The sequence below is a fragment of the Holdemania massiliensis AP2 genome (genome assembly GCF_000327285.1).
In the GTDB taxonomy this organism is placed as follows: domain Bacteria; phylum Bacillota_I; class Bacilli_A; order Erysipelotrichales; family Erysipelotrichaceae; genus Holdemania; species Holdemania massiliensis.
This window is the reverse complement of record NZ_HE998568.1, coordinates 513,245-525,601: the sequence shown is the minus strand read 5'-3', so window position 1 is coordinate 525,601 and position 12,357 is coordinate 513,245. Positions and strand designations below refer to the sequence as shown.

The following is a 12,357-nucleotide window of genomic DNA, read 5'->3' as shown; positions in this document are numbered from 1 at the left end:
AGGTGAAATCCATGTATATGTACGAAAAGAAAAGTACCAAGGGCAAAGCGGCCGCGGTCATTTTAATGACGATGATCCTGATTCTGATCTCCGGCTTCTTCATTGCCAATTCCACTTTATTCAACAACCGTCCCGTCCTTCCGGTTAATCAGCCGGACGCCGTTGCTTCTTTGCATATTCCGGTGGTGCTGCCGGCCGATGAAACCGTTGCCGCACCGTTTGCGATCAACGCCAAGGAAGTGCTGCATTTCTTTGAGAAAACAAAAAGTGAGGATGTCCTCGCTCAGGCTGTCACCGAATTTGAAGGCGTGTACCGGCCGAACCAGGGACTGGATTATGCTTATGACGGCAAAGTCTTTGAAGCGACTGCGATGTTAGGCGGTACGGTAACCGAAGTCAAGGAAGACGCGATGTTTGGAAAAAGCGTGACGGTCAAAACCGGAGAAGATCTGGAAATTACGTATCAGAGTTTATCTCAGGTGTCGGTGAAAAAAGATCAGGTTGTCAATCAGAACGATGTTCTCGGTTTAGCCGGAGAAAACATCTATAACAAGGATCTGGGAATCCATCTTCATGTCGTGGTGCAGAAGGACGGTAAGCTGATTGATCCGGCAACGATCATCGGCATGAAACCGGCTGAAATAAAATAGCACTTCGGTGCTGTTTTTTTCTGAGAGATACGCTTCTGAAATAGTTACAAATTCATTAATTCTGGTGTTATTTTGAGGAGTTGTGTTATAATGTTTGTGTTTACACGAGATGCGGAGGTTGGTTTATGTTGTTTACCAAAGAAGTAGGTATCGATTTAGGTACTGCAAATACATTAATTTACGTTAAAGGTGAGGGCATCGTGTTGAACGAGCCTTCCGTTGTTTCATTAGATGCGGAAACGAAGAAGTGTCTGGCAGTCGGCCAGGATGCGAAGGAAATGCTGGGCCGTACACCGGGACGGGTCATGGCGATCCGTCCGTTAAAAGACGGTGTTATCGCTGACTTTGAAGTCACGGAACTCATGCTTGAGCATTTTATCCGCAAATTAAAGCTGAAAGGCATGTTCTCCCGTCCGACGATTTTAATCTGCTGCCCATCCAACATCACATCGGTTGAACGGAACGCGATTCGCGATGCCGCTTACCGCTGCGGTGCAAAACGCGTTTACATTGAAGAAGAACCGAAGGTGGCAGCCATCGGTGCAGGTTTGGATATTGCCAAGCCAACAGGCTCGATGGTTTTGGATATCGGCGGCGGTACGACAGACGTTGCGATTTTATCCTTGGGTGAAATCGTCACCAGTACATCCTTGAAGATTGCCGGCGATAAGCTCGACCGCGATCTGATCAAATATGTTAAGGAAAGCTATAAGCTTTTGATCGGTGATCGTACCGCAGAAGAAATCAAGAAGCGCATCGGCACTGCCTGGAGAGGCAGCCGCAGCGATTCAATGGATGTCAGCGGCCGTGACTTGGTCACCGGTCTGCCGCACACGATCACATTAAATTCAGAAGAAACAGAGCTGGCGATGCGGGAAAGCTTGCAGGATGTTGTCCGGGCATGCCGCACAGTCCTAGAACAGACGCCGCCTGAATTGAGTGCTGATATCGTCAGCCGCGGTGTGGTTTTAACTGGCGGCGGAGCACTTTTGCAGGGCATTGATCAGCTGCTGATCAATGAACTGAACGTCCCAGTGTATGTCGCTGAAAATGCGTTGTCCTGTGTTGCGGAAGGCACCGGCGTCATGCTGGAAAATCTGCATCTTGTCCGCTAGTAACCAACAATATCGCTGAGTCAGCGATATTTCTTTATCGTAGTTTGGGGGTACTTTCAATGCTGCATTTGATTGAAGGCGCCTTTCCGTTCTTTGCACTGCCGTTTGTGATTTCCTTAATCTGCGTACCGATTGCGAAGCGCATCGGGTTTGCCTTAAAGGTCTACGCGGTGGAAAATAACCGGACGGTACATCACGGAAAGATAGTGCAGATGGGCGGTTTGGCCGTTTTCGTCGCCTTTATGATTTCCATGGCCTGTTTCCTGAAAGCGGATTCGACCATTAACGGCATCCTGATCGGAGGCTCGGTGGTCTTTTTGGGCGGCTTGCTCGACGATATGATTAATCTGTCGCCGTTAAAAAAACTCTTGTTTGAAGTCGCCGGGGCGCTGATCGCAATCTTAGTCGGAGGGATTGGTTTAACTTCGATTACTTTGCCGTTTGGAATTGAAATCAATATGATGCCGTTTTCCTTTTTGGTATCCTTTGTCTGGATCGTCGGCGTGACCAATGCGATCAATCTGATCGACGGCCTTGATGGCTTGTCGGCAGGCATCTGCTTTATCGTGGTCTGCACGATTGGGTTTATCGGCTTCTTTATGGGACGGCGGGATATTCCGGTTATTTCATTGATTCTGGCAGGTTCCATCGCTGGTTTTCTGCCGTACAACTTCCATCCAGCTTCAATTTTCCAGGGTGACTGCGGGGCGCTGTTTCTGGGCTTTACGCTGGCGTGCCTGTCGTTGCTGGGATTTAAGACAACCACGTTTATTACGTTAGGGTTTCCGGTCATTATTCTGTTCGTTCCAATTTCGGATACATTGATCGCGATGATCCGGCGCAAGCTGAGCGGAAAAGGAATCATGCAGGCAGACCGCTCCCATCTGCATCATATTCTCATGTATAAACTGAAGTTGGGACACCGCAATACCGTGCTGGTGCTGTATCTGGTAACGATTTTATTTGGCGGCTGCGCGGTGCTGAGTTATTTCAATGAACAGTGGGGACTTATCCTGTTAATTGTTCTGACGTTTGTCGCTGAGATTTTCATCGAAGCGACGGAGATGATCAATCCGAAATGGCATCCATTGCTAGGCTTATGCCGACGGCTGACAGGCCATCCGAAAAAGAAAGTCTTATTGGAGGAAACAGATCCCAGTGATGCCAGTGAGATTCTGACGGAAGCGGAATCTGAAATAGAAGAAACAGAAAGCATGGATGCGGAAGAGCCGGATGAAGACTCCCAGAATTAAGTGAAGATCATCTTGCAATGACCAACAAGCATGGATTACTGTGCGATCTTGTTCACTGACTTGAAAATGACGACAATCAAATCTATTAAAAAGGACTGAAAAGCGCTTTGTTCCGCGGTTTTCAGTCCTTTTTCCCATTTTGCCTGTCAAAGACAGAAAATGGGATCGGTTCTTGTTTGATGTTGGATCTAGTGAAATCCCTGATTCAATGTGAGCTGAATACGATTATATGGATGAAATTCCTGTGGACAAGATAGACGTTCTCATGGTTAAGCTTCAAATAAGGCTTTAAAGTAATGGATCAGATAATGATAAAACGGATGGACCAATGTCAATCGTGCGCTGTCCTGCGGATGCAGGGAAATCCGCAGTTCCCGGCTGCATTGGGGATTGGAAATCGGGATGAGCTTTACATCTTCGCCGAATTCACCCCAGGTATGCTCAGGCCAGAAGCCGATTCCGCTGCCAGCGCCGATCAGATTGCGCACTGTTGCCGGACTGTCGCTTTCAAAGATGATCTTGGGATGAAACCCGGCCGCCAGACAGAACTGATCGCAAATCTTTCTGAATTTTCGGTTGCCGGCCAGACAGATGAAGCCTTCATCTCTTAACTCCCTGAGATCAATCGCATTCAGACTGCTGTAAATCGAGTGGGAGGGAACAGCTAACATGATCCGTTCTTTAAACGAAACGGAATTGGCGGATCGTTCAGAGCGTTCCTGCTGATCTGTCAGCGTATCGATTGAAAGATCACAGATCTGCGCCAGTTCGTTTTGCATAATCGAAAATAAGATTTCAGCGTGATCATGCTTATAGGCGATGACGGCTTCCGTCACGGCATTGGAGGCTGCCAGAACATTGATGTGCAGTGTACAGGCGCTGCGATGAGCGAGCTGCTGCATTTGATCCGGGATTTGGTTGAGCCGCTCCAGAGGTTCCTGCAGCATGCCATACAGAGCGCAGCCATACTCCGTCAGGATGATATTGCGTCCGCGGGAAGCGATCAGCGGTACGCCGAGTTCAGCTTCCAAACGCTGAATGGATTTGGTAATGGCCGGCTGAGCGACATGCATTCTTTCAGCAGCACGGGTGACGTGCTGGAGTTCAGCAACCGCGGCAAAGTAGCGAAGCTGGGTTAACTCCATAAACTTTCCCTTCTTTCATAACTTTAGGTTATTAATTCAATCAATATTAACTATTACATATTATACATGAACGGTGCTATACTTGGAAAGCATGATAAGGGGGATTTTGATGAATAAAGATCTGACCGTAGGAAAACCGGCATCGGTACTGTGGCAATATTCGCTTCCGCTCTTCGGCAGCATTCTGTTTCAGCAGCTTTACAACATTGCCGACAGTTTTGTTGCCGGACGCTGGATTGGGACCTCAGCGCTCGCGGCTGTGGGCAATTCCTATGAGATAACATTAATTTATATCGCTTTTGCCTTCGGCTGCAATATCGGAACTTCTGTGGTGGTCGCCCGGCACTTCGGCTCAAAGAATTACAGCCGTTTAAAAACAACGGTGACGACTTCGCTGATTGCCAGCGTCGTCATCGGTCTGCTGCTGATGGGAATGGGGTTGATCGGCGCTGACTTTCTGTTAAGACTCATTCAGACGCCGGCGGAAATCTTCGGCGATTCCTTGGAATACTTGCTGATTTATTTAGGCGGCTTTCTGTTTCTGTTAGTTTATAACATTGCGACCGGAATTTTTTCGGCATTGGGCGATTCGCGCACACCTTTCTATTTTCTGGCCGTATCTTCGGTGACGAATGTGTTTGTCGATATTCTGTTTGTGGCTCAGTTTCAGATGGGCGTAGCCGGTGTGGCCTGGGCGACATTTCTTTGCCAGGGGATCGCGGCAGCTTTGGCACTGGGCGTTGTCATAAAGCGTTTGAAAAGTTTGCCGGAAAGTGAAAAAGCTCCTTGGTTTTCCGCAGACTGCTTGAAAGAATTAAGCTTGATTGCCATTCCCAGTATTTTGCAGCAGGGATTCATCTCTGTGGGCAACATCATGATTCAAAGCATGATCAATGGCTTCGGTATGGCAGCGGTCGGCGGTTATTCGGCGGCGGTGAAGCTGAATAACATGACGATTACTTCTGTGACTGCGATCGGCAATGGAATGTCTAATTATACGGCGCAGAATGCCGGCGCCGGGCTTCCGGATCGAATTGAAGCGGGATTGTCGGCCGGGATTAAGCTGGCAGTGGAGATTGCCTTCGTTTTCACCGGGCTGTATCTGCTGGCTGGACCAGTGTTTGTCGGTTTGTTTATCACCGACGGCAATCAGGCGGCGTTATCCGCAGGCGTTCTGTTTCTGCGGATTGTTTCTCCGTTCTATCTGGTCATCGCAGTAAAACTGATCGCGGACGGTATCCTGCGGGGAGTCAATCGCATGAAGCTGTTTATGAGTGCAACGCTGACAGATTTGGTCATTCGGGTCGTCTGCGCGGCGGTTTTCTCCAGAGGATTAGGCCTGACTGGGATTTGGCTGTCCTGGCCGATCGGCTGGATCATCGCGGCTTCCTTGTCGCTGTTTTTCTATCATGCGGTGAAGCAGCAGCGCTTTGATATTCCGCCGACCGATATCCGTCTGGAAACAGCGGAAGAAGCGGCACAAGCCCAATGGGTTCAGCGCGAAGCCTGAGCCTGCAGCGTGATTGTTGACGAATGTCATGAATTTTAAATAAACAAAGGAAACCTGCGGCGTCAGGTTTTTTTGTTTCTGCTATTTTCTCAATCCGTCAGGATTCTAGAAGGAACGCTTTCAAAGTCTGCGCAGAAAAAAATAATTCTCGGAAAACGAGAAGAAAGAAGGCAAATCGCGATTTTGGGCAACATTATAGTCGGGAAGGTGAAGAAAGATGAAAAACAACCTGATGTTGGAACGCCAAGCGTTAAACTTGTCGCCTATTTATAGTGAGGATCCTTCTTTAAAGGAACAATGGGGAGCCTATCTTTCCTTAAAAGAGGAAGAATTCTCCGGATTGTCGGTTCGGCAGGCTCATTGTCATTTGGTCAGCGAAGCGAATTGGCTGAGCCGTAAAGATGCCCGCAGCTGCGTTCAGCTGGGAGTCAAGGCCAGGATCGGAGATATCTGTTATATTGACTTTGGCCAGGCCTATTTGAATGAGGCAGGATTTCAGCACTTCGGCATTATCCTCTCATTCTGCAACGGCAAAGCGTTCGTCGTTCCGATGACGTCCAATCCGGTTACCTACAGAATGGCGTATGATCCGATTGAATGCCCGAATGGCCGCCGGCACTTAATGCGCATCGGTCTGATTGAAGGCATGAAAAAAGAATCAGTGCTGTTTCTGAATGACTGCAAATACATCAATACTGCCCGGATTATAGACGTCAAAGCGACGATCCCAGAGAACAGCGCACTGTTTGGCCGCATCGTCAGACGTGTCAAGGAATGTCTTATGCTTTAGAATTTTACACCGACTGGAAGATTCGACAGAGTTTTCAGCTGACCTTTCTTACAATAGCCTTAAGAAGGTGAAAAACATGAGTCAGCTGACCCTTAAGAAGTCAACGGCATGGCTCCGGAAGATTCATTGGAGCGATGGTATTTTAGTTTTAAGTTTTTTCTTCACTGCGCTTTCTTTTCAATCCGCAGTGTTTCTTTATCCTGGACTGGCCTTTTTCTATCAGCGAAATCGAAGGGAGGGACTGGCGGCGGCGATCGGCACGCTGGCTGGCAGCAGTTTCTCCGGCTTTGCCGGATTTTACTGCCAATTACTGCTGCTGGTTTTCTTCCTGCTGCTGATCTGTCTGATCCAACTGCTGCGGCAGAACTTATTTGCCTGGTTTCCGATGATCTGCGGACTGAATGTGCTGCTGGCCAATCTGGCGATCGGTACAGCCTTGCCGCAGGGCTTGGCGGCCGCCGGGGCCGGCGTGTTGATCTGCCGTTTTACCCAGTCGGACTGGATGTGGATTGATACGGAATTCAAGCTGAGCATGATGATGCTGGGAATTTTGGGAACCAGTTTGATTTACCCTCTGATGCGGTTATTCCCATTGGAGGGCGCTTGGATGGCCTCCGTTTTAGTGATGGCTTGTCTGGCGATGACGATGCCGGTGCGGGAATATCTGGCCTTATGCCTGGGCTTGTTGTTCTGTTTTCCCATTGGCGCACACACGCCGGTGTGGTGCAGCGCCTTGCTGCTCATGAATATTTTGCGTCAGGATTTAGGCTGGATGCGGTTTTTAGGCTGGATGGTGCCGTTGATCTGGACGCAGCAGCCGGCCTGGGCTTTAGCCGGCGCAATTGTGATCTTTCTGGCAGCGCAGCAGTTCCCGGCGCTGCAGATCGCGCAGCATTGGGTAAGCGAAGAAAAGCAGACACTGAACGGTCAGCGCATTGAAGGCCGCAAGCGGACACTGCTGCATCAGTTATCGCAGTTTTCCCACATCTTTGATTTGATCGCCGATTATTTTGAACCGATCCAGCCAAGCCAATCGCGGATTTTGGAAGGGATGGCTGATGCGCTGGATACCGTAGCGCTGCAGATGAAGCAAAGCGTCGTGGATGATGAGGCGCTGAGCGAGAAACTCGTCAATCTATTAGAAGGCTATCACTTTGAAGTAAAGCGCGTCCATGTCCAGCAATGGGAGGAGGGACCGCTGCAGGTGGTGATTGATTTCTCCCAGTTAACGCACAGCGAACTGGAAGAAGTGGTGCTGCCGCTCATTCACATGGTGATTGATTCCGATCTGAAGGTGACGCGGTTTCAGCGCAACCGTATCTTCTATACCGGCAGCCGGCTGGAGCTGTCGACTTCTCAGCCATCCTCACTCAAGACAAGATTATTTACGTTAAAGAAGGATCCGGAGGTTTCCGGGGATACCAGTGCGGTATTCCGCAACGGTCAGATGACGATCTGCACGATCAGCGACGGTATGGGCTGCGGTCCGCAGGCCGCTCGCAGTTCCCAATTCGTGACGCAGGTTCTGCAGCGGATGCTGAGCGCGAAGCTGCCGGTAGAAGCAGCCGTGCAGAGCATCAACGCGCTGCTTCATGCTGATCAGCGGGAATTGTTTGCCACACTCGATTTTCTTTGTTATGATCAGCGCCGTCATCAAGCGTTTCTCAGCAAGTCCGGGGCCTGTCCGACCTATCTGATCCGTCAGAAAGAGGTGATGGAGATCAGCGGAGAATCGCTGCCGATCGGCATTATTCAGGAAATTGAAACGGATTGCTTTCAGATTGAATGCCAGGATCAGGACTGTTTTGTGATGAGCAGCGACGGTGTTGAAAAACAGGTGCTCGATCAGTGGGTCCGCGGCGGAGATCCTGATCAGATTCTGCAGCGGATCGAAAGTGGTTTGAAGTCGATCGAAGAAACTGGCTGTACCGATGATGTCACTGTCTTAGTAGCCCGTGTCAGCAAGCGCTGATGCGGGTTTTCCCCTTTTTATGGCAAGAAGAAAAGAAAACAAAAATTGACAATTCTTTCGGATTGTCGTAAGCGAATCCCTTGGCATTTCAAACGATCTGTGGTTCAATAAGTAAAACCAGCTGAAATAAAGGAGGCGATCGCATGCGATGGGATCAACTGGCAGAGAAAAAGTGGATCATCGGCGTTTCCGGCGGACCGGATTCGATGGCTTTGCTTGATTTATGCCGGCGCCATCAAGTTGCGGTCGTCTGCGCCCACGTGAATTATCATCATCGTCCGACGGCCGATCGGGATCAGCAGCTTGTAGAAGACTATTGTCATACTCATGCGATTCCCTTTTCCAGTCGGTCCCCCATCCAGGAAGCCAGCGGAAATTTTCAGGCTTGGGCACGGGACGTTCGGTACGCTTTCTTTGCCGAGCTGGCAAAAGCGGAAGGAGCGGCCGGAGTGTTGATCGCCCATCATCTGGATGATTTTCTGGAAACAGCTCTTTTGCAGCAGGAATCAGGCCGTCAGAGCGAAGTGCTGGGCATCCGCGAGGAAGGCCGGGTATTGGGGGTGCAGGTCGTTCGCCCTCTGTTAAATAAAACAAAGCGGCAGCTGCAGGATTATTGTGATCGGCATCACATCCCCTATGGCATTGATGAATCGAATCTCAGTGACGATTACCGCCGCAATCAGCTGCGGCATCACCAGCTGGCCGAACTGAGTGAAGCTCAGAAACGTTCAGCAGTTCAAAAATTGAAGCGCCGCAACCGAAATCGTCAGAAAAGAAGGGATGCTGTCAAAGCTAAGCTGAATCCTGCGAATCAGATCATTTCCCAGGAAATATTCCTGACGTTGAATGAGGCAGAGCAGCGGATCTTCCTGCGTATGTGGATGCAGGAACAGGGGGCTTCCGTCCCGTCGGAAGCCTTCCTGATCGAACTGACCAAAGCGCTGAAACAGAAACAAGGCAATTTTAATCTGACTTTCAGTAAAGACCGCCGATTTCAGCTTGCTTACGGATTCTTTTCACTTGACTTCACAGAAGAGGTATCTTATTGTTATGTTCTGGATAAAATAGAATTGTTCGCGACGCCGTATTTTAAGGTTGCGATGCAGGGAGAAACTACGGAAGCTGTAACCCTGACAGAGGAAGACTTTCCGATCACGATCCGCAGTCCGCAGCCGCAGGATGCAATTCAGCTGCGCTTCGGCACAAAGCGTCTAAACCGATGGTTTATTGACCGAAAGATTCCGCCGGATCAGCGCCGCAGCTGGCCCGTCGTTGTCAACCGCCGCGGAGAAATTGTTCTGGTCCCGAAAATAGGCTGTAATGTCGCACATTACTCTAACAATCCAACTTGTTTTGTGATAAAATAGTAATATTCTGGAGGTTTGACTATGCATCCATGTTTAGAAAAAATTTTACTCAATGAAGACGAAATTGTCGCCCGCTGCAAAGAGCTGGGACAACAACTTACCGAAGAGTACAAACACAATGAACAACCCCCGCTGCTGGTCGCGTTGTTAAAGGGATCTGTTCCTTTTTTGGCAGAATTGATCAAGCATATCGATCTGGACATTCAATTTGATTTTATGGATGTTTCCAGCTATGAAGGCACGGAATCCATTGGCGATATCAAGATTATCAAGGACTTAGACTGCTCGGTTAAAAACCTGGACATTCTGTTGGTCGAGGATATTGTGGATACCGGCAGAACACTGAAAACGGTCAAGACCATGCTGAAAAACAAAGGCGCAAAAACCGTGCGTGTCGTCACGCTGCTGGATAAACCGGACCGCCGGGTTGTCGATATTGAAGCAGATTATACCGGCTTTGAAATTCCCAATGAATTCGTAGTCGGATTTGGACTGGACTTCAATCAGAAGTACCGCAATTTTCCATTTGTCGGAGTTTTGAAAGAAGAATGCTACAAGTAACGCTAGCGAAGGAGTGATACAATGCGTAATAATCGTTGGATCAATTTTGTTCCGTATCTGATTGTGATCCTGGCGCTGTTCAGCTTAATGAACATGAATACCGGGACTGCGACACAGAACCTGACCTACAACGAGTTTCAAAAATTAGTGGAAGAACAGAAAGTCACCGAAAGTGCTTTAACCGTCGGTGACAATGTCATTAAGATCAAAGGTGTTTTCGAGCAGGATGGCAAGAAGGTGGGTTTTACCGCTTCTGTGCCGCGCTCGGAAACCGAAGTTGACGCGCTGATGAGCGCCTTGAAAGCGGCCGATGTCAAGGTCAGCGATATGAACGAATCCAATTTGTTTTTGGATACGATCATGTCTTTGATCCCATTTGTGATTTTCGGCGCGATGGCGTTCTTCTTAATTACCAAGATGAACGGCGGCGGCAACAACAAGGCGTTTGAATTCTCCAAATCCCGGGCCCGGCTGGAAGGCAACATCAAAGTCCGCTTTGAGGACGTCGCCGGCTGTGACGAGGAAAAACAGGAGATGGCCGAAATTATCGACTACCTGAAATCACCGAAAAAATTCGCCAAAATGGGCGCTCGAATCCCGAAGGGGATCTTAATGGTCGGCTCGCCGGGTACTGGTAAAACATTGCTGGCCAAAGCTGTGGCTGGGGAAGCGGATGTTCCGTTCTATTCAATTTCCGGTTCCGATTTCGTTGAAATGTTTGTCGGCGTCGGCGCCAGCCGTGTCCGCGATATGTTTAAGAAAGCGCAGCAGACAGCGCCGTGCATGATCTTTATCGATGAAATCGATGCGGTTGGCCGGCAGCGTGGTGCCGGCTTAGGCGGCGGTCATGATGAACGGGAACAGACCTTAAACCAGCTGTTGGTTGAAATGGATGGAATTACGGATAACGCCGGAATTGTTGTTATTGCGGCGACCAACCGTCCTGATGTTCTGGATCCGGCTTTGCTGCGTCCAGGCCGGTTTGACCGACAGATTACCGTATCTCTGCCGGATCGCAGAGGAAGAAAAGCGATTTTGGAAGTCCATGCCCGCAATAAGAAGCTGGCGCCGGAAATTGATCTGGATGCTTTAGCCAAGCGGACGCCGGGATTTTCCGGGGCAGATCTGGAAAATGTGCTGAACGAAGCGGCCATTTTGGCTGTGCGTGAAAACAGTGATCTGATCCATATGCACAATCTGGATGAAGCGATTGACCGCGTTATGATGGGACCGGCGAAGAAATCCAGAAAGTACGATGAAAAATCCAAGAAGTTAGTGGCTTACCATGAGTCCGGCCATGCGATTGTCGGCCTGAATCTGGAAAACTCCAATATTGTTCAGAAAGTGACGATTATTCCGCGCGGCACAGCCGGGGGTTATAACCTGATGACGCCGAAGGAAGAAAAGATCATGAATACTAAGAACGACCTGATGTCGGCGATTACCGGCTACATGGGCGGTCGGGTTGCTGAAGAAGTCTTCTTTGATGATATTACCACTGGGGCGGTCAATGATATCGAACAGGCGACCAAACTGGCGCGGGATATGGTTACGCTGTATGGGATGAGTGATCTCGGCCCGGTGCAGTATGACCATGGTCAGCAGAATGTCTTCCTGGGCCGGGATTACAACTCGGCAAGCAATGTGTCCGGACAGGTTGCCTTTGAGATCGATCAGGAAATCCGGAAGATCATCGACCAGTGTCATGATGAAGCCAAGAAAATTATCCTGGAACATAAGGAAGAATTGATCAAAATTGCGGAGGCTCTGATTGAAAACGAAACGCTGACCGCAGAACAGATCGATAAGATTATTAAAGGGGAACCTTTCCTGGATTTGCCAGCAGCCCCTGAAGTGAAATCGGAATCGGAAGAAACGGTTGAAACCGAAACGATCGTAACAGAGATCACTGAGAATTCTCAAACAGAAACAGAAGCTGAATAAGCGAGCAGAAAGATGGTCTATTCGGCCATCTTTTTTTCATAGGTTTTGAT

General features: G+C 49.2%; 10 protein-coding genes. 9 read left to right on the top strand and 1 reads right to left on the bottom strand.

All coding sequences use genetic code 11. From position 1 onward, the window contains the following. Positions 1-17 precede the first annotated feature (17 nt). The 3 genes from BN162_RS10290 (at position 18) to BN162_RS10280 (ending at position 3,018) form a co-directional block, all read left to right on the top strand. Positions 18-650, top strand: coding sequence for a M23 family metallopeptidase (locus tag BN162_RS10290; protein WP_167540017.1), 633 nt, complete (start codon positions 18-20; stop codon positions 648-650). Positions 651-778: 128 nt separating this feature from the next. Further along, on the top strand, positions 779-1,765 hold the full coding sequence (gene mreB, locus BN162_RS10285; RefSeq protein WP_081587922.1) for a rod shape-determining protein: 987 nt from the start codon (positions 779-781) through the stop codon (positions 1,763-1,765). Between the two features lie 59 nt (positions 1,766-1,824). Next, entirely contained in the window at positions 1,825-3,018 is a 1,194-nt protein-coding gene (locus BN162_RS10280) for an MraY family glycosyltransferase (protein ID WP_020225009.1), read from the top strand. Positions 3,019-3,287: 269 nt separating this feature from the next. On the opposite strand, the gene BN162_RS10275 is transcribed toward BN162_RS10280, so the two are convergent. Beyond that, positions 3,288-4,163 carry a LysR family transcriptional regulator gene (locus tag BN162_RS10275; RefSeq protein ID WP_020225008.1) on the bottom strand — a complete coding sequence of 292 codons (876 nt, stop codon included), beginning with the start codon at positions 4,161-4,163 and terminating at the stop codon, positions 3,288-3,290. Positions 4,164-4,272: 109 nt separating this feature from the next. On the opposite strand from BN162_RS10275, the gene BN162_RS10270 reads away from it, so the two are divergent. The 6 genes from BN162_RS10270 to ftsH all read left to right on the top strand — a co-directional run bounded on the left by BN162_RS10270 (position 4,273) and on the right by ftsH (position 12,307). Beyond that, the gene (locus BN162_RS10270) at positions 4,273-5,673 is read left to right on the top strand and encodes an MATE family efflux transporter (RefSeq protein WP_020225007.1); all 1,401 of its coding nucleotides are present in this window, start codon (positions 4,273-4,275) and stop codon (positions 5,671-5,673) included. A gap of 217 nt (positions 5,674-5,890) precedes the next feature. After that, the gene (locus tag BN162_RS10265) at positions 5,891-6,463 is read left to right on the top strand and encodes a hypothetical protein (RefSeq protein WP_020225006.1); all 573 of its coding nucleotides are present in this window, start codon (positions 5,891-5,893) and stop codon (positions 6,461-6,463) included. A gap of 76 nt (positions 6,464-6,539) precedes the next feature. Then, positions 6,540-8,435 carry a SpoIIE family protein phosphatase gene (locus BN162_RS10260; RefSeq protein WP_020225005.1) on the top strand — a complete coding sequence of 632 codons (1,896 nt, stop codon included), beginning with the start codon at positions 6,540-6,542 and terminating at the stop codon, positions 8,433-8,435. A gap of 143 nt (positions 8,436-8,578) precedes the next feature. Continuing rightward, positions 8,579-9,802 (top strand): tRNA lysidine(34) synthetase TilS, encoded by a 1,224-nt coding sequence (tilS, locus tag BN162_RS10255; protein WP_020225004.1) that lies wholly within the window; start codon positions 8,579-8,581, stop codon positions 9,800-9,802. 21 nt (positions 9,803-9,823) lie between these two features. Then, entirely contained in the window at positions 9,824-10,363 is a 540-nt protein-coding gene (hpt, locus tag BN162_RS10250; protein WP_020225003.1) for a hypoxanthine phosphoribosyltransferase, read from the top strand. Between the two features lie 21 nt (positions 10,364-10,384). After that, the gene (gene ftsH / locus BN162_RS10245; RefSeq protein WP_020225002.1) at positions 10,385-12,307 is read left to right on the top strand and encodes an ATP-dependent zinc metalloprotease FtsH; all 1,923 of its coding nucleotides are present in this window, start codon (positions 10,385-10,387) and stop codon (positions 12,305-12,307) included. Positions 12,308-12,357: the final 50 nt, after the last annotated feature.